Origin of the sequence: Massilia agri, from assembly GCF_024753255.1 — a bacterium.
Taxonomy (GTDB): domain Bacteria; phylum Pseudomonadota; class Gammaproteobacteria; order Burkholderiales; family Burkholderiaceae_D; genus Telluria; species Telluria agri.
This window is the reverse complement of the sequence record NZ_JANUHA010000020.1, coordinates 59,775-76,301: the sequence shown is the minus strand read 5'-3', so window position 1 is coordinate 76,301 and position 16,527 is coordinate 59,775. Positions and strand designations below refer to the sequence as shown.

Sequence of the window (16,527 nt, the reverse complement as noted above, 5' to 3'; positions counted from 1 at the left end):
TTGAGACACGAGCTCAGCAGTTCTCGACTTTACAGATGGGCTCGTGTCCGAATGTCAGACCTGACACCGAGGTTTTCGCTCGTATTTTGGCTAGCCTCCGAGCTTGCTGAGCGCGTAGGCGGCCAGGAAGCCCGTCACGACGATCAGGCCGGCGAAATCGTGGGTCTCCTCGAAGGCTTCCGGAATCATCGTATCGACCAGCATTGCCAGCACGCCGCCGGCCGCGACGGCCGTCGTGGCGGCCACGACTTCGGGCGGGAAGTGGCGGAATGCCGCGAAGCCGAGCAGGGCGGCGACGCCGGAGGCGACGACGATGCCGCCCCAGATGCCGAAGATGTAGCGCGGCGAGCGCCCGGCCTGCTTCATGCCGGCGGCGCTCGACAGGCCCTCCGGTATGTTCGATAAAAAAATCGCCGCCACCGCCACCATGCTGACGCCCTGGCCGCCGAGCATCGACAGGCCGATCACGATCGATTCGGGTATACCGTCCAGCAGGGCGCCGATGGCGATCGCGGCGCCGCTGTTGCCGTTGTCCCTGGCGCTCGGCTGGCGGCCGGAACGCTTGCGGTGCTTCGCGCCGTGGTGCGACAGCTTCCAGTTGGCCAGGGTATAGACGCTGGCGCCGCCCAGGAAACCGATTGCCGTCGAGGCGAATCCGCCGGTGTGGAAGGCGTGCTCCACCAGTTCGAAGGAGAGGGCGGAGATCAGGACGCCGCTGCCGAAGGCCATGATGGCCGCGATCAGGCGCTGCGGGACCTTCAGGCGGTAGCCGACGAAGGCGCCCAGCAGCAGGGCGCCGCCGGCGACCAGTCCCCAGAATCCCGCCTGCAGCCACAATGGCACGCCATCCATCCAGACTCCCTCCCATGGCCCATTGGCGGCATCATAGCGCGACAACAAACCTTTAATCCGGCACAATTGACGGTTTCACAAGTAACGGAGGCCAGATGCCCACCATCCGCCCATCCGGGCCAGCGGACGCCGCAGTGCTCGCGGACATCTGGCGCGCCAGCGTGCGCGCCACCCACGACTTCCTCAGCGAAGCGCATTTCACCGAAATCGAGGCGCTGGTCGCCGACCAGTACCTGCCGCAGGCGCCGCTGTGGGTCATCGAGGTCGACGGCAGCCCGGCCGGCTTCATGGGCTTGAGCGGCGCCCACGTCGATGCGCTGTTCATCGACCCGCGCCGCCGCGCCCAGGGGCTGGGCCGCAGCATGATCGCGCACGCCGCCCGGCTGGAAGGGAAGCTGACGGTCGACGTCAACGAGCAGAACCCGCAGGCAGTCGGCTTTTACGAGCGCATGGGTTTCCGCCAGACCGGCCGCAGCCCGCAGGACGACGCGGGCCGGCCCTATCCCTTGCTGCACATGCGGCAGGAATGAGCGTCCGCTCAACCGAAAATTTCCTTCAGGCATAAATACATTCGGACAAATTTTCTTGCATCCGTTACATTTATCAGTCATCATAGGCGGGTGACGCCGGTCCGCCAGGATTGTGTGTCCGATCAGCGATGAGGCGGTTCAAGCCGTTTCTTTTTGTCCCCCGCATCACGCCGGGGGATTTTTTCGGTGCCGCGGCCCTGCCTGCCGCGGATGGCGCGACCCGCGCCTGCCGGCCCACCGCACAGGCCGAGGCTGACCAACGCTTCGCCTGGGCGCCACCGGAGGACCCATGAGCGACACGCTTTCCCCCAGATTCCCAGTCAGACGATTGCCGCTTGCCGCCTTGTGCGCCGGCCTGCTGGCCAGCATCACCGCCGCACCCCACGCCGCCGCGGCGCGCAAGCCGGCCACGCCGCCGCTCGCGGACTTCGCCGAACTGAGCGGCTCCTACCCGGCCAGCTGCACCGGACCCATCGATCCCGCCCTCGGCGGCCTCGGCGAACCGACTACCCGGCGCTGCGCCTGGAGCCAGCGCGTCGAGATGCTGTACTGGGAAACCGTCCCCAACGCGGGCAATGCCTGCCTGCCGGCCCCCAGCCTGGCCTGGCACCGCCTGGGCAGCGGCATGCGCGCCCCGATCACACCCTGGAGCAGCGCATGGACCGCGCAGGGCGTGCTGTCCCAGCAGGGCGGCGTGGAGCAGGCCAGTGCGTTGTGGCGTCGCGCGGACGGCCAGTGGTCGGCCGTGCTGTGGCGTTGGCTGCCCTCCGAAAAAGCCGACACCCGCAAATGGCAGCTCGGCCACTGGAACGACGTCGTGCAGGCCGTGCGTACCGCGGCCGCCGACGCCAAGGCGCCGCCGTCTTCTGCGCTGCTGGCCGCCTGGGAAGACGCCGCGCGCGGCAAGCCGCGCCTGCGCGAGCCGGACGCCGCGCGCTGGATCTCCGACGGCGCCTGCCTGGCCCTGCAGACCGCCGGCATCGGCCAGGCTCGCCTGCACCTGCCGCATTCGCGCGACGACGTGCGCCAGGAGCAGCGCAGCGCCATGCAGGTCCAGCTCGCGCGCCGCTATCCGAACGCCGACTGGCTGCAGTCCTTCTCCCTCGTGGAACCGGCGACCCCGGGGGCGCGCAGCGGATCGAAGTTCACCGCGGTGTGGCGCGAAGGCGCCGTACTGAACGGGCAGCTGTGGATCACGCTGCCGGGCGAGGGGGGCATCGTGCGGGCGCGGATCTCCAGCCTTCTTCCGGCCGCCCGCAGCGACGAGCCGGCGAAGGAACGCGCCGCGCTCATCCAGCGCGAACTGACCGCGCTGGCCCACGCATGGGAGGTGCGCCATGAATGAAGAACTGAATACCCCGCTGTGGCTGCTCTCGCCGCTGGCGGTGCTGGGCGGCGGCCTGATGCTGGCCCTCGTGATCGGCCTGACCCTGCAGCGTTTCAAGGTGCCCAAGCTCTACGGCGCCGTGTTGGCCGGCCTGCTGCTCGGCTCCACCGGCGGCGGCCTGATCGACCGCGCCCTGCTGACGCAGTTCCAGGAACTGCTCAACGCGGCGGCCGCCTTGGTGCTGTTCGAGGTGGGACGCAAGATGGACCTGGCCTGGCTGCTGAAAAGCGGCCGCCAGGGCGGCAGCCTGCTGCTGGCCACGCTGGCGCGCTGGGTGGCGGTGGCGGTCACGCTGCGCCTGCTGGGCCTGCAATGGGGCGCGGCGATCTTCATCGCCTCGATCCTGATCGCGGTGAACCCGGTCATCGTCAGCTCGATGGTGGCGGACGAGAACGCGAGCGGCACCAGCACCTTCGCCACGGCGAACATGGTGGGCCTGAGCTCCCTGGTCGCGCTGCTGGTGCTGGCCGTGACGATGGCCTGGACCCGCAGCCACGGCATCGACGCCAGCGGCGACTTCGCGGGCGAACTGATGCGCCAGGGCGGCAAGCTCGTCCTGGGCGCCGCGATCGCCCTGCTGTCCTATGGCCTGTACGCGGCGGCGACCCGCCTGTGCAGGGTGCCGGCGCGCATGCGTCCGGGCATGCTGCTGGCCGCGCTGCTGATCGACCTGGGGCTGTGCTCGGTGTCGGCAGCGAGTGCGCTGCTGTCGCTGCTGCTCATGGGCGTCCTGCTGCGCAACGCGGAAAAACGCGACAACGTCTTCCAGGCCCAGCTGCAGACGGCCCAGGACATCGGCTACGTGCTGCTGTTCCTGATGTCGGCCGCCCTGGTCGACCTGGGCGAACTGGCCAAGGGCTGGACCCTGGGCGCGGCGCTGCTGGTATTCGCGGTGCGCATCGCCGTCACCCGCGTGGCGCTCATCCCGGCCAGCGCCTGGGACCGCCGCAAGAAGCACGCGATGGCCCTGTCGATGTGCTCCCTCGTGAGCTATGGCGGCCTGGTGGTCGACAACACCCTGAACGCCTACACTGGCCTCGATCCCGCATCCACCGAACTGATGGGGGCGCTGCTGGCCCTGAACGTGCTGCTGGCGCCCGGCCTGACCTGGCTCGGCCTGCGCCTGGCGGGCGAAACCTACCAATCCGGCAGCCTCGACACGGCGCCGCTGGAAAAGACCAAGGAGGCCGCATGAACGAACCCCTCAAGATGGACGCCGCTGCCGCCGCCCAGGCGCAGGCGGTGAGCGGCAAGGGCCCGGCCTTCCTGCCGGAGTTCAAGACGTCGACCGTGGGCACCATGGGCATCGAGCTGGAACTGATGGTGCTGGACCGGCTGACCTACGACCTGTTCCCGGCCGCGCCCGACATCCTGCGCGTGCTCGACAAGCACGACAAGCCCTGGGTGCACACGCCCGAGATCACGACCTCGATGCTGGAAGTGGCGACCTCGATCCTGCAATCCTTCGGCGAGGCGCGCGAGCAGCTCGAGCACATCCGCTCCACGGTGCAGCGCGCGGCCTTCGAAGTCGGCGCGGCGATCTCGGGAGGCGGCGCCCATCCTTTCCAGCGCTGGAACGAGCAGCGCATCTATCCGAAGGAACGCTACTTCGAGTCCGAGCGCAAGTACGGCTACCTGGCCAAGCTGTTCACGGTGTTCGGCATGCACGTGCACATCGGCGCCGGCAGCGCCGACGAGGCGGTGCGCCTGTGCGCCTGGCTGACCCAGCGCGCGCCGCTGTTCATTGCGCTGTCGAGCAATTCGCCATGCTGGCAGGGCGAGGTCTCGGGCTTTTGCAGCTCGCGCAGCAATGTGGTCGGGGCCTTCCCGATGAGCGGCATCCAGCCGGCCGAGCTGCGCAGCTGGCAGGACTTCCGCGACTATTTCGACCGCCTGGCGGGCTTCGGCATCGTCAACAGCATCAAGGATTTCTATTGGGACGTGCGGCCCAAGCCGGAGTACGGCACCATCGAGCTGCGCGTGCTCGATACGCCCCTGAAGCCCGTGTATGCGGCCGCGCTGGCCTGCTACGCGCGCGAGCTCTGCCTCGAATTCGCCAGCCAGCCGGGCCGCTGGCCGTCCAACGGCAGCCGCGAGCTGTACACCTGGAACCGCTTCAACGCGGCGCGCGACGGGGTCGACGGAAGCTGGATCGATCCCGAGACCGGCGTCTCGCTGCCGGTGGCCGAGGTGATCCGCGCCGACCTGGAACGGCTGGCCAGCCGCTCGCTTGATCCGGACTTCGCCCAGGCGCGGATGGTCATCGAAGACCTGATGAGGGAGGGCGGCCAGGCCGGGCTCTTGAAGCGCCACCTGGCCGCCGGCGGCGGAATGAACGACCTGGCCCGCATGGCGAGCGAGGTGTTCGAGGCCGGCGAGGGGCTCGGAAGGAGTTAGAACCTATCCCGGTAGGGAATGAGTCGCTTTCGGCGCGCCTGGCAGGCAGGCGCTGCGTTGTTCGTCGTTGCATGGCCAGCCATGCGGCCTCCTCGCGCCTTGCTCCTGCCTGCCATGCATCGCCGCTGGCTTCCTCCTCCCTGCCGGGATAGGTTCCTAAAGCTGGGCCAGCGGCACCTTGCCCGCTTCGTCATCGGCCGCCAGTTCGGCGATGAGACGGCCGAGGTCCTGTTCGAGCCGCAGCAGGGTGGCTTCGTCGAGGCTGGCCAGGGCATCCGGCAGCACGCCGGCGAAGGGCATGGGCGCGCTGCGCAGCACGGCCGCGCCCTCGGGCTGGACCCGCAGGGCGACGGCGCGGCGGTCGGCGCCCTCGCGACTGGCGGTGACGAAGCCGCGCTCGACCAGGGCGCGCACCAGGTTGCTGGCGGTCGACTGGTGGATGTCGAGCTCGCGCGCCAGGCCAGTGGCGCCGATGCCGGGCTGGCGTTCGATCACGGACAGCGCCCAGAGCTGCGCGCCGCCCAGGCCGGCTTCGCGCTCAACCTGGCGGAAATGGGTTTTGACGGCGTTGAAGACAACGCGGAACTGGCGCAGCACGCGCATCGGCGCGGTGCTGTCGGCGCCGGCGGGCTGGTTTTCGGGAAGGATATCGGGCATGCGCGCATCATAGCCGAAATCCGCCTTTCCGCCTGCCCCGAACCGCGGCTGACCTGCCCTGGACGCACCGGCGCGGTGCAGTAAGCGGGCCCATCCTTTGCGCAGCCGAAACGTGGCGCGGCGCCAGGCGAGTTTTGCTAGCATGGCTCGCATGAATCGGCTGCTGGCATATCCGCTCTTGCGGCGCCGGCACATGGTGTCGCGCGCCGCCGTGGCAACCTTCCTGGCCGGGCTTGCGCTGACTGCTGTCCTGTTTGGCGTGGCGCGACAGCTGGAGGCGGACCGGGCGCGCGCCGACTTCGAGCAGCGCGCCGCCGTGCGCACCGCGGCCGTCTCGCGCGCGTTCACCGACGCCGTGACCGACCTGCGTGCACTCAACCTGCTGTTCACGGCCAGCCGCGGCGCGGTCTCGCGCGAGACCTTCGACGCCTTTGCCCAGCCGCTGGCGGCGCGCAACGGCTACCTGCGCGCGCTCGAGTTCCAGCGCTTCGTCGACGACGGCGAGCGCGCCGCCTTCGAAGCGGAGCGCGCACGCGACTGGCCGGGCTTCGCCATCCGCGAGGGCGGCCCCGCCGGACTGGTGCGGGCCGCGCGCCGGCCGCGCTACCTCGTCAACGACTACGTGGTGCCGATCGCCAGCAATGCCCGGATCTATGGCTACGACGCCTGGTCGAATCCGGATCAGCGTCACTTTATGCAGCGCGCCATCGACAGCGGCCAGCCTACCGCCAGCCCGGTGCTGCGCCTGGTGCAGGGCGACGGCGCCCTGCGCGGCCTCCTGGTGTCGATGCCGGTCTACCGTAGCGGCGCCGACCTGTCCAGCCCGGCGGCAAGGCGCGCGGCGGCGCTCGGCAGCACGACTGTGGTCATCGACGCGGCGCTGCTGGTCGGCGGCAGCCTCGGCGCGACGCGCCTGCTGGCGATGGGCGACTATGCGCTGACTCTCTACGGACGTACCCGGGATGGGGAAAGGGTGCCGGTGTTCCACCACGATGGACGCCCGGAGCCGGTCACGCGGCTGGAGCGCCTGCTGGGCGGTGGGCCGGACACCATCACGCACGGCTTCGAGGTGGCCGGCGCGCGCTGGGAGTTCGCCACGGTGCGCCTGGCGCGCCGGCTTGACAGCCAGACCGGCTCGCTGTCCATCCTGGCCTCGGGGATCCTGCTCAGCGCCGCCGCCGGCTGGCTGGTGCACCTGCGCAGCGTGCGCACCCGCCGCATCGAGTCCCTGGTCGACCGCCGGACCGCCGATCTGGCCATGACGGCCGGCGAGCTGCGCCTGTACCGGCGCGCCATCGAGTCGGCCGCCAACCCCATCCTCCTGATCAGCGCGACCCGGCACGGTTATCCGATCGAATACGCCAACCCGGCCTGCGAACGCATCCTCGGCCATGGCCCCGGCGAACTGCTCGGCCTGCCGATCGCGGAGCTGGCGCGTTCGCCCGACGACGAAGCCGGCCTGGCGGAGCTGCGCCAGGCCCTGCAGGAACGGCGCAAGGGGCATGCCCTGGTGCGCCAGGCCACGCGCGACGGACGGGAGCTGGTGAGCGAGGTCTATATCGCCCCGGTCAACGACGAGGTCGGCCACACCACCCACTTCGTGGTCACCACCTACGACGTCACGGTGGCCAAGCGCTACGAGGCGGAACTCGCGCACCGGGCCAAGTACGACAGCCTGACCGGGCTGGCCAACCGCGCGCTGCTGGCGGACCGGATCGAACGCGCCATCGCGGTGGCGAACGGAACGCCGGTCTGGACAGTCGCGCTCGACATCGACCATTTCAAGCTGATCAACGACACCCTCGGGCGCGGCCTCGGCGACGAGGCCCTGCGGACCATCGCGACCCGCATCGCCGGCGCCATCCGCCAGGCCGATACGGCGGCGCGGACCGGCGGCGACGACTTCATGCTGGTGCTGTGCGGCTGCCAGGACGAGGGTCAGGCGGCCACGCTGGTGCAGGGCGTACGCGAAGCCATTGCCGAACCCTTGAAGATCGACGGGCACGTGCTGGCCTTCGGCTCCAGTGCCGGCGTGGCCGGCTACCCGGTCGACGGGGAGGACCCGGAGACGCTCGTCAAGCACGCCGAGGTGGCCATGTACCGCGCCAAGGAGACCGGGCGCAACGCCGTGCAGTTCTACGCGCCCCACATGAACGCCCACGCCACCGACCGCCTGGCACTCGAAGGCGCCCTGCGCGGGGCCCTGCGCGAGGAACAGTTCGAGCTCCACTTCCAGCCCCAGGTCGACCTGCAGAGCGGGCGGGTAGTGGGCACCGAGGCCCTGATCCGCTGGCGCCATCCGCACTTCGGCACGGTGCGGCCTGACCGCTTCATCGCCCTGGCCGAAGAAACCGGACTGATCGTGCCGATCGGCGCCTGGGCGCTGCGCTCGGCCTGCGTGCAGAACCGCCAATGGCAGCGCTCCGGCCTGGGCCAGCTGCGCATCGCCGTCAACCTGTCGGCGCGCCAGTTCTCCGAGCCCGACCTGGTCCAGACCGTGCGCCAGGTGCTGGAAGACACCGGTCTTGCGCCGGAGTCGCTCGAGATCGAGCTGACCGAGAGCATGATGATGGCCGACGTCGAATCCGCGATCGAGACCATGTGCTGCCTGAAGGCCATGGGCGTCAAGCTGTCGATCGACGATTTCGGGACCGGGTATTCGAGCCTGGCCTACCTGAAGCGCTTTCCGGTCGACGTGCTGAAGATCGACCGTTCCTTTGTCCGCGACATCGTCGGCAGCCGCGACGGCGCGGCCATGGTCGACGCCATCATCTCGCTGGCGCACAGCCTGCGCATGCACGTCATCGCCGAAGGCGTCGAGACCCTCGAACAGCTCGACTACCTGCGCGACTGCGGCTGCGACGAGGTGCAGGGATATCTCTTCGCCCGGCCAGAGCCGAGGGAGGCGGTCGAGCCGCTGCTGCGCCAGAGCCGCGTGGAACCCGTGCCGATGCACGCCTGAGCCCGTCCCGCCGTGCGGGCGGGGACGGTCGGCTATACTGATCACATACGCAAGACAAACAGCAGCAAGGACTTTCCAGAGTGGATCAGAAGACCAACCCGCACGACCCGAACGAAGAGCAGCACGGCGCCGGCGCCCGGCGCATCCTCGGCAGCGCCGGAAAGCAGGCCCGCGCCGTCTTTTCCCTGGCCGGCGCCAGGGCTTTCGCCCGCCTGAGCGGGCGCTCGCGCCTGGAACAGACCCTGCTGGTCGGCCTGTGGCTGCTGGCGGCCGGCCTGATGGCCTTCTTCATCTACCTGGTGGCCCTGATTCCGCTCACGCCCGGGATCAGCGACCTGCACCAGGCCCGCACCGCGCGCCCGAGCGTGATCCTGTCCGCCGACGGCAAGGAACTCGGCACCTTCGAAAAGGGCCTGCAGGAACGCGTCAAGCTGTCGCAGATCTCGCCGCACGTGATCAAGGCCCTGATCTCGACCGAGGACCACCGCTTCTACGACCACCACGGCGTCGACTTCCGGCGCGTCGCCGGCGCCCTGGTCGCCACCGCCAGGGGCGACGCCCAGGGCGGCTCGACCATCACCCAGCAGCTGGCCCGCAATATGTTCCCCGAGGAGATCGGCCGCGCGCGCAGCATCAACCGCAAGATGAAGGAACTGATCACCGCGATCAAGATCGAGAACACCTACAGCAAGACCGAGATCCTCGAAGCCTACCTGAACACGGTGCCCTTCCTGTACAACGCCTACGGCATCGAGATGGCCGCGCGGACTTACTTCGGCAAGCCGGCCCTGAAGCTCGACGTGCTGGAGTCAAGCACCCTGGTCGGCATGCTCAAGGGCACCCACTACTACAATCCGGTGACCAGCCCGGAACGCGCCAAGGCGCGCCGCAACGTGGTGCTCGGCCAGATGGCCAAGCACGGCGCCTTCAGCCAGGCGCGATACGAAGCCCTCGCGAAGCGTCCGCTGCGGACGCGCTTCGCGCGCCTGAACGACCGCAGCGGCAAGGACGACCACTTCACGGCCCATGTGCGCAAGTGGCTGCTCGAGTGGGCCGAGGAGAACGACTACGACCTCGCCCTCGACGGCCTGGTCGTGCACACCACGCTCGACCTGGAACTGCAGGACGCCGCGCGGCGCGCCGTCGAACGCCAGGCCAATACCCTGCAGGCGATCGCCGACGTCGAATGGGCCTGGCCAAGCATGCCGCGCTCGACGTCGACCGGCATGTACACGTCCATGCGCGGCGACGTCGATCCCTTCGCCTATTACTGGAGCTCGCACGGGCGTGAGCTGGACGCCTTCGTGCGCGAATCCGCGAGCTATCGCCGCGCCGTCGAGGATGGCGAGGCGCCCGAGGATGCGCTCAAGCGCCTGAAGCGCGACCGCGGCTTCATGGCGGAGCTGAAGGAAGCCAAGTCGCGCCTGGAAGCGGGCTTCGTGGCGATGGACCCGACGACGGGCGAAGTGCGCGCCTGGATCGGCAGCCGCAGTTTCGAGCGCGACCAGTTCGACCACGTGGCGCAGGCGGCGCGCCAGCCCGGTTCGACCTTCAAGCCCATCGTCTACGCCGCCGCGCTCGAGCGCGGGATTCCGCCGGACCGGACCTACCGCGACGCGGTCCAGGACATCCGCATCGGAGACGGGCGCGGCAAGGCCTGGCGCCCGACCGATATGTCGGGCAACACGGGCGCCATGATGACCATGCGCGACGGCCTGGTGCTCTCGAAGAACACGATCACCGCCCAGGTGATGCAGGAAGTGGGCCTGAGCCCCATCGTGCGGCTGGCCCAGGCCATGGGCATCCGCGAGAGCAAACTCGAATCCGTGCCTTCGCTGGCCCTGGGCACCAGTCCCGTGACCCTGCTGGAGATGGTCAGCACCTACAGCACCATCGCCGCCCTCGGCGAGTACCGCAAACCGGTGTTCGTGCGCCGCATCACCGACCGCGAAGGCAAGGTCATCGCCGACTTCGCGCCCGGCGCCCCCGAGCGCGCGCTGACCCAGGACGCGTCGATCGCCCTGATCGACATGCTGCGCGGCGTCGTCAACCGCGGCACCGGCGGCGGCGTGCGCTACCGCTTCGGCGTCTACGGCGACGTGGCCGGCAAGACCGGCACCACCCAGAACAATACCGACGGCTGGTTCATCCTGATGCATCCGCAGCTGGTGGCGGGGGCCTGGGTCGGTTTCAACGACAACCGCGTGACGATGCGTTCGAGCTACTGGGGGCAGGGCGGCCACAATGCCCTGCTGCTGGTGGGAGACTTCATGCGCACCGCGCTGGAGTCCGGCAAGCTCGATCCGAACGCGCTGCTGCCGGGCGGTCGTCCGCCGGCCCCGCGCCGGATCGAGGAGCCGGAAGAGGAGATCGAGGAACTGCCGGGCGAACTCGATATGGAAGGCCAGGCGCCGGAGGACGAGATGGAGGTGCCGGACCCGGATCCGGCCCTGGACATCCAGCCCGCACCGCCGGCGCAGCCGGTCCAGCCGATCCAGCCGGCGCCGCTGCCCGAGCCGGCGCCGGTCGAGCCGCCGCCGCAGGGCGAAGACCCGATCATCTAGCCGCGGTGACGCCCGGCGGCAGGTCGGCGCGCAGCAGCGGATAGGGGTTTACCGGCCCACCCACGCCATACACGCCGTAGTGCAGGTGGGGCGGCGTGCCCGCCGCGTTGCCGGTGTTGCCGACATAGCCCAGGACCCGGCCTTGCTCGATGCGCATGCCGGGCGCCACGTCCGAGTAGCGGTCCAGGTGGGCGTAGTAGTGCCGCTGGCCGCCCGGGCCCAGCACCCAGACGACCAGGCCGCCCAGCCGGTTGGTTCCGACCTGCAGCACGATGCCCTCGGTGCTCGACAGCACCGCGGTGCCGCGCCTGGCGAAGATGTCAATGCCTTCGTGCCTGCGGCCCTCGCCGCGCGCCGCGTGCCAGGTATCGCGCAGGCCCTTCGGCCTCACCCCGCTCACCGGCATCGCCAGGCTGGAGGGCGCGGGCATCGCCGCCAGGCGCATCGCATATACGGCATGCCTGAGCCAGGGACCGAGCAGGCCCCAGGCGGCGACCAGGAGGACGGCGATGAGCAGGCTGCGCAGGAAAGTTCGCATGGCGGCGTTCCGTTCAGGAGAGATACCGCACAGGTATGGGCGGGGCGCCGGATTGGAAGCGCCCGTGGCGAATTCAGGCCGGGTCGAGCGTGGGACGCTGGGCGGCGGCCGGGGCCTGCGGCGCGCCGCCGGCGCGCAAGGGGAAGCCGACCGTGAAGGTGCAGCCCTTGCCGTGGCCGTCGCTGTGCACCGACACCTTGCCGCCGTGCAGGGCGGTGAGTTCCTTGACCAGGGCCAGCCCCAGGCCGAGTCCGCCCTGGGCACGGTCGATGCTGGTCGGTCCCTGCACCAGCACGTCGAAGATCACCGGCAGCAGCTCGGGCGCGATGCCCACGCCCGTGTCGCGCACCTCGACCAGCACCATCGTGCCTTCCACATGACAGCGTACCGCGATGCTGCCGCCCGCGGGGGTGTACTTGATGGCGTTGTGCAGCAGGTTGTCGACCACCTGCTCGAGGCGGGTGCGGTCGCCCTCGACCCAGGCCGGCGCCAGGTCCACGTTCCAGTGGTGGCAGCCGTTGTCGACCAGCCGCTTCGCTTCGACGCAGGCGCGCAGCACCTCGCCCAGGTCGACCGGCGCCTGCTGCAGCACGATCTTGCCCGAGAGGATGCGCTGGACGTCGAGCAGGTCGTCGACGATGCGGGTCAGGTGGCGCATTTGCCGGCGGCTGATGTCGCGCGCATTCGCGGCCAGCTCGGGCTTGAGATTCTGCATTTCCAGCACGCTCATCGCACCCGAGATCGCCGCCAGCGGATTGCGCAGCTCGTGCCCGAGCATGGCCAGGAAGCCGTCCTTGGCGCGGCTCTGGGCCTCGGCGACGCGGCGCGCCCGCTGTTCGCTCAGCAGCAGCTGCTCGCGCTCGTGCTGCAGTGCCTGGCGCGCGGCGCTCTCGCGGCTCAAGGCCTGGCTGGTGAAGTGCAAGCCGTCGAGCAGGGCGTCGACCTCGTCCACCCGGGTCGGGCGCGGCCGGGCCACGGCCCCGCGCGCCAGGGAATTGGCGACGCTGCCGGCCTGCTGGAGGGCGGCGGACAGCTTGTTGCCGAGGAAGACGGCCACGAAGATGGCGAGGCCCATCAGCACGATCAGGGCCATGGTCGCGTACAGGGCGGCGGTGCGCGCCGCCGATTCGATCTCCGCCACCGGGACGCCGATCACGATGGTCCAGCCCGAGACGGCGGAGCGGGTATAGATGCCGTAGACCTCGACGCCCTCGTGGGTGGTGTGGCGCAGGACCCCGCTGCCGACCGCCGAGGCAGCCGCGCGCATCTCCGGATGCATGGGTTTACCGGCGCTGTGCGCGCCGCCCTTGTTGCGCGCGATGGTCACCCCATTGGCATCGAAGATGCCGACCAGCCAGGTCGGCTCCAGCGCGCTGGCGGCGAACACCCGCTCGAAATAGCGGGCGTCGAAGATCTGGCTCACGACATAGCGCTTGCCCTGGTCGGGCGGGGAGGGCACGTCGACCGAGACCACCGAGCGGCCCGAAGTCGGGCCCAGAAAATAACCTGACACACGGGTGCGGCCGCTGCGCAGCACATCGGCCGCATAGGGACGGCTGGTGCCGGCCAGGGTAGTCCCGAAGGGCATGAGGGTGTTGAAGATCGGGCGGGTCTCGTCGTCGACCAGCGTCGTCCAGGTCATGCCGGCCTCGCCGTTCAGGCGTTTGGCCAGACGGTACACCCGCGGATAATTCTGGTCGGCCAGGCTTTCGGAATTCGCGATGGTGCGCAGCAGCACCTCGGCCACCGCGATCTCGCGGTCGACCACCAGGGCGGTGGCGCGCGCCGTTTCCTGCACCCGCCGGATGCGCGACTCGCGTTCCCAGTCCAGCAGCATCGACACCCCGATCCAGAACGCCAGGACGACGGGGATCAGGATGGCGGCGGCCATCAGGAACAGGTAGGTGCGGGTTTTCATGGGGCGGCGCTTCCGGGAGCGGCGGGTCAGGTAGTGGACAATGTGACGTTCAGGTGTCGCAGCTTAACAGAACCATTGTCTTTCAGGAACTGTTTTACCGTGCCGCGGCACCCGTTTTCCAGCCGCTGTCGCGCGCCTTGCGTTCCGCCGCGCCGTCGAGCGTCGCGCCGGCGATGCGGGCGTCGACCGCCTCCAGCACCGCGGCGGGCAGGGCGGCGCCAGCCTGCCGGTAGGCCGTGTCCTGCCGCTCGGCCTGCGCCAGCACCGGAATCCGCCAGGCGCCATCCTCGCGGCAGGCCAGTCCCGCGGAGCCGCCAAGGCTGAAGGTGCGGCAATAACTGCCACTGTTGGACAGGAAGCTCATGCCGACTTGCACCTCCTCGCCGGCCGCCGATCCCGCCAGCTGGCGGTCCAGGGCGCGCTCCAGGCTTGCGCCGGCGAGCAGCGCGCCGCCCGCATCGCGCTCCACGGCCAGCTCGCCCCTGCCGCCGAGCAGGCCGACGAGCACGCCCACCGCCAGGGACGCCGCCATCGCGCCCCATTGCGGCCAGGACCAGCGTCGCGGCGTCGGCGCGCTGGCGCGGGCCGCCCGGTGCGCGTCCAGCTGCACGACTTCGGCCACGGGCGCCGGCCGCAGCCGCTCGGGGACCGGCTCGGCCAGGATGCCGGCGAACGCGCCGAAGACATCGCCCCGCAGGTTCTGGTGCCGTGCGACGGCGGCCGCCACCTCGGGGTCGCTGCGCATCGCTTCCTCGACGGCGGCGCGCTCGGCGGGCGCCAGTTCGCCGTCGGCGTAGGCCATCAGGATCTCGTCATCGAATGTCTTGCTCATGTGCTTGCCTTCTCGGATAACAGTTGCTGCAATGCTTCGCGCGCCCGCGCCAGACGGCTCGTCAGGGTGCCGATCGGGATCTCGAGCACCTCGGCCGCCTCCTTGTAGGCCATGCCGTCGACCAGCACCAGGCCGACGACCAGCCGATGTTCCTCGCTCAGCCGGCCGACCGCCTGCTGGATCGCCATGCGCTGCTGCTGGGCCTGGGCGGAATCGTCGCCGACATGTTCGCCCGCTTCTTCCGGGACGAAGAGGCTGTCGCGGCGTGTCCGGCTGCGCACCTCGTCGATCCAGGCATTCTTCATGATGCGGAACATCCAGCTGTCCAGCCGTGTCCCGCGAATCCATTGTTCACTCTTGTCCAGGGCGCGTTCCATCGCGACCTGGACCAGGTCGTCGGCATCCTCGCGATGGTAGGTGATCGCGCGGGCGAAACGCCGCATGCGCGGCAGCAGGGTGGCAATCTCGTTCGCTAGCATGGTCTTCATTGAGGAAAACGATTGGCCGGGGGATTTTCTTCCCGCGCTCCGTCGTTTTATCTGTATTGACCACAATCATATATGATCAGCGCATGAAACTTGCTGCAACGCTATTCAAACTTGGCGCCTGGGCCCTGCTGCTGGCGGCGCCCGTCGCGCCCGCCTCAGCCCAGCTCGGCCTGCCTTCCTTGAATCTCCCTGGCGGCCTCGGCAGAACAGGGCTCGACACGCTGCGGGCGCCGGTGGAGCGCCTGCTCGACCGCAGCCCCTTGCCGGAGCTCGGGCGCCTGCGTCTCGACCAGGTCGACACGCTGCTGCGGCGGCACCCGCAGCTGATCGATGCCGACCCGTTCGGCAACCCTGCTGTGCGCGGGGAGATCCTGGCGTGGAATCCGTCGGAGCAGGGACTGCGCGCCGCGCGCGACGCCGGGCTGGCCGTGGCGCGCGAAGAGGCCTATCCCGAACTGGACCAGCGCCTGGTGGTGCTGCGCGCACCTGCCGGCGCCGCCACTGCCGCCCTTCTGGCAGCCTTGCGGCGCGCCGATCCGGAAGGGAGCTACGATTTCAACCATGTCTATCTGGGCGCCGGGCTTGCGGCGCCTGGCCCGCTCGCCGCGCCGCGCGACCGCGCGGCGGCGCCGGCGGAGGGTTTGCGCGTCGGCCTGATCGACAGCGGCGTGGACCGTCGCCACGAGGTGTTCGCAGACGCTGCCTTGCGGCTCTGGGGCTGCGAGGGCCGGACGCACCCGGCCCCGCACGGCACGGCCGTCGCCGCCCTGATGGTCGGCCAGTCCGCCGCCTTCCGGGGCGCGGCCCCGGGCGCCGGCCTGTATGCGGCCGACGTCTATTGCGACAGCCCGGTGGGCGGCTCGGTCGAGCGGATCGCTGCGGCCCTGGCCTGGCTGGCGCGCGAGCGGGTGGGGGTGATCAACATCAGCCTGGTCGGCCCGGGTAATGCCGCGCTGGCGCGGGCGGTGGCGGCGATGCAGGCGCGCGGGCACCTGCTGGTGGCGGCGGTGGGTAACGACGGACCGGCCGCGCCTGCCTTGTATCCCGCGAGTTACCCCGGGGTGGTGGGCGTGACGGGCGTGGACCGGCGCGGCCGCCCGCTGCCGGAGGCGGCCCGCGGCCCCCAGGTGATGTTCGCGGCGCCGGGCAGCCAGATGGTGAGCGCCGCGCCCGGGGCGCCTCCTTACCGCCAGGTGCGTGGCACATCGTTTGCCGCGCCGATCGTGGCGGCCCTGCTGGCGCCCCGCCTGCCGCATCCCGATCCAGACCTTGCACGCAGCGCGCTGGCCAGCCTGGCCCGCGAGGCGGGAGCGAACGCGGGGCGCGATGAGGCGATTGGTTACGGAACCATCGGCGCCGCCGTGCGCATCGATCCCGCGACCATGCGATGAGAAAAAATTTT

At 70.0% G+C, this 16,527-nt stretch carries 13 protein-coding genes; 7 read left to right on the top strand and 6 right to left on the bottom strand.

The features are described from left to right. Nucleotides 1-90: 90 nt before the first annotated feature. Nucleotides 91-852: a ZIP family metal transporter gene (locus NX780_RS21700; protein ID WP_258829965.1), complete on the bottom strand. Its 762-nt coding sequence runs from the start codon at nt 850-852 to the stop codon at nt 91-93. Nucleotides 853-947: 95 nt separating this feature from the next. On the opposite strand from NX780_RS21700, the gene NX780_RS21695 reads away from it, so the two are divergent. The 4 genes from NX780_RS21695 to NX780_RS21680 all read left to right on the top strand — a co-directional run bounded on the left by NX780_RS21695 (nt 948) and on the right by NX780_RS21680 (nt 5,166). Further along, nucleotides 948-1,382: an acetyltransferase gene (locus NX780_RS21695; RefSeq protein ID WP_258829964.1), complete on the top strand. Its 435-nt coding sequence runs from the start codon at nt 948-950 to the stop codon at nt 1,380-1,382. Between the two features lie 289 nt (nt 1,383-1,671). Next, nucleotides 1,672-2,727, top strand: coding sequence for a hypothetical protein (locus NX780_RS21690; protein ID WP_258829963.1), 1,056 nt, complete (start codon nt 1,672-1,674; stop codon nt 2,725-2,727). After that, entirely contained in the window at nt 2,720-3,964 is a 1,245-nt protein-coding gene (locus NX780_RS21685) for a cation:proton antiporter domain-containing protein (protein WP_258829962.1), read from the top strand. The genes NX780_RS21690 and NX780_RS21685 overlap by 8 nt, the downstream gene beginning before the upstream one ends. After that, a complete protein-coding gene (locus tag NX780_RS21680) occupies nt 3,961-5,166 on the top strand; it encodes a YbdK family carboxylate-amine ligase (protein WP_258829961.1) in 1,206 nt (401 codons plus the stop codon). The genes NX780_RS21685 and NX780_RS21680 overlap by 4 nt, the downstream gene beginning before the upstream one ends. 156 nt (nt 5,167-5,322) lie before the next feature. Here the strand turns inward: NX780_RS21680 and NX780_RS21675 are convergent, their stop codons facing one another. After that, nucleotides 5,323-5,823 carry a MarR family winged helix-turn-helix transcriptional regulator gene (locus tag NX780_RS21675; RefSeq protein WP_258829960.1) on the bottom strand — a complete coding sequence of 167 codons (501 nt, stop codon included), beginning with the start codon at nt 5,821-5,823 and terminating at the stop codon, nt 5,323-5,325. A gap of 151 nt (nt 5,824-5,974) precedes the next feature. On the opposite strand from NX780_RS21675, the gene NX780_RS21670 reads away from it, so the two are divergent. Together NX780_RS21670 and NX780_RS21665 are read left to right on the top strand one after the other, a co-directional pair. After that, nucleotides 5,975-8,785: a bifunctional diguanylate cyclase/phosphodiesterase gene (locus NX780_RS21670; RefSeq protein ID WP_258829959.1), complete on the top strand. Its 2,811-nt coding sequence runs from the start codon at nt 5,975-5,977 to the stop codon at nt 8,783-8,785. Nucleotides 8,786-8,865: 80 nt separating this feature from the next. Next, complete coding sequence (locus tag NX780_RS21665) at nt 8,866-11,349, top strand: penicillin-binding protein 1A (protein ID WP_258829958.1); 2,484 nt, start codon at nt 8,866-8,868, stop codon at nt 11,347-11,349. Here NX780_RS21665 and NX780_RS21660 read toward each other — a convergent pair. The 4 genes from NX780_RS21660 to NX780_RS21645 form a co-directional block, all read right to left on the bottom strand. Further along, the gene (locus NX780_RS21660; RefSeq protein ID WP_258829957.1) at nt 11,342-11,887 is read right to left on the bottom strand and encodes a M23 family metallopeptidase; all 546 of its coding nucleotides are present in this window, start codon (nt 11,885-11,887) and stop codon (nt 11,342-11,344) included. The genes NX780_RS21665 and NX780_RS21660 overlap by 8 nt on opposite strands. 73 nt (nt 11,888-11,960) lie before the next feature. Continuing rightward, nucleotides 11,961-13,805 (bottom strand): sensor histidine kinase, encoded by a 1,845-nt coding sequence (locus NX780_RS21655; RefSeq protein WP_258829956.1) that lies wholly within the window; start codon nt 13,803-13,805, stop codon nt 11,961-11,963. A gap of 94 nt (nt 13,806-13,899) precedes the next feature. Next, entirely contained in the window at nt 13,900-14,637 is a 738-nt protein-coding gene (locus tag NX780_RS21650) for an anti-sigma factor family protein (RefSeq protein ID WP_258829955.1), read from the bottom strand. Continuing rightward, the gene (locus NX780_RS21645) at nt 14,634-15,125 is read right to left on the bottom strand and encodes an RNA polymerase sigma factor (protein ID WP_258829954.1); all 492 of its coding nucleotides are present in this window, start codon (nt 15,123-15,125) and stop codon (nt 14,634-14,636) included. Before NX780_RS21645 ends, NX780_RS21650 begins: the two co-directional genes overlap by 4 nt. Nucleotides 15,126-15,208: 83 nt before the next feature. Between NX780_RS21645 and NX780_RS21640 the strand changes: the two genes are divergently transcribed. Further along, a complete protein-coding gene (locus NX780_RS21640) occupies nt 15,209-16,516 on the top strand; it encodes a S8 family serine peptidase (protein WP_258829953.1) in 1,308 nt (435 codons plus the stop codon). Nucleotides 16,517-16,527 lie beyond the last annotated feature (11 nt).

Bases quoted from the DNA above. Each gene is read 5' to 3' on its own strand.
- NX780_RS21645 (WP_258829954.1), bottom strand. From the start codon at position 15,125: ATGAAGACCATGCTAGCGAACGAGATTGCCACCCTGCTGCCGCGCATG.
- NX780_RS21680 (WP_258829961.1), top strand. From the start codon at position 3,961: ATGAACGAACCCCTCAAGATGGACGCCGCTGCCGCCGCCCAGGCGCAG.
- NX780_RS21660 (WP_258829957.1), bottom strand. From the start codon at position 11,887: ATGCGAACTTTCCTGCGCAGCCTGCTCATCGCCGTCCTCCTGGTCGCC.
- NX780_RS21655 (WP_258829956.1), bottom strand. From the start codon at position 13,805: ATGAAAACCCGCACCTACCTGTTCCTGATGGCCGCCGCCATCCTGATC.
- NX780_RS21700 (WP_258829965.1), bottom strand. From the start codon at position 852: ATGGATGGCGTGCCATTGTGGCTGCAGGCGGGATTCTGGGGACTGGTC.
- NX780_RS21670 (WP_258829959.1), top strand. From the start codon at position 5,975: ATGAATCGGCTGCTGGCATATCCGCTCTTGCGGCGCCGGCACATGGTG.
- NX780_RS21690 (WP_258829963.1), top strand. From the start codon at position 1,672: ATGAGCGACACGCTTTCCCCCAGATTCCCAGTCAGACGATTGCCGCTT.
- NX780_RS21685 (WP_258829962.1), top strand. From the start codon at position 2,720: ATGAATGAAGAACTGAATACCCCGCTGTGGCTGCTCTCGCCGCTGGCG.
- NX780_RS21695 (WP_258829964.1), top strand. From the start codon at position 948: ATGCCCACCATCCGCCCATCCGGGCCAGCGGACGCCGCAGTGCTCGCG.
- NX780_RS21675 (WP_258829960.1), bottom strand. From the start codon at position 5,823: ATGCCCGATATCCTTCCCGAAAACCAGCCCGCCGGCGCCGACAGCACC.
- NX780_RS21650 (WP_258829955.1), bottom strand. From the start codon at position 14,637: ATGAGCAAGACATTCGATGACGAGATCCTGATGGCCTACGCCGACGGC.
- NX780_RS21640 (WP_258829953.1), top strand. From the start codon at position 15,209: ATGAAACTTGCTGCAACGCTATTCAAACTTGGCGCCTGGGCCCTGCTG.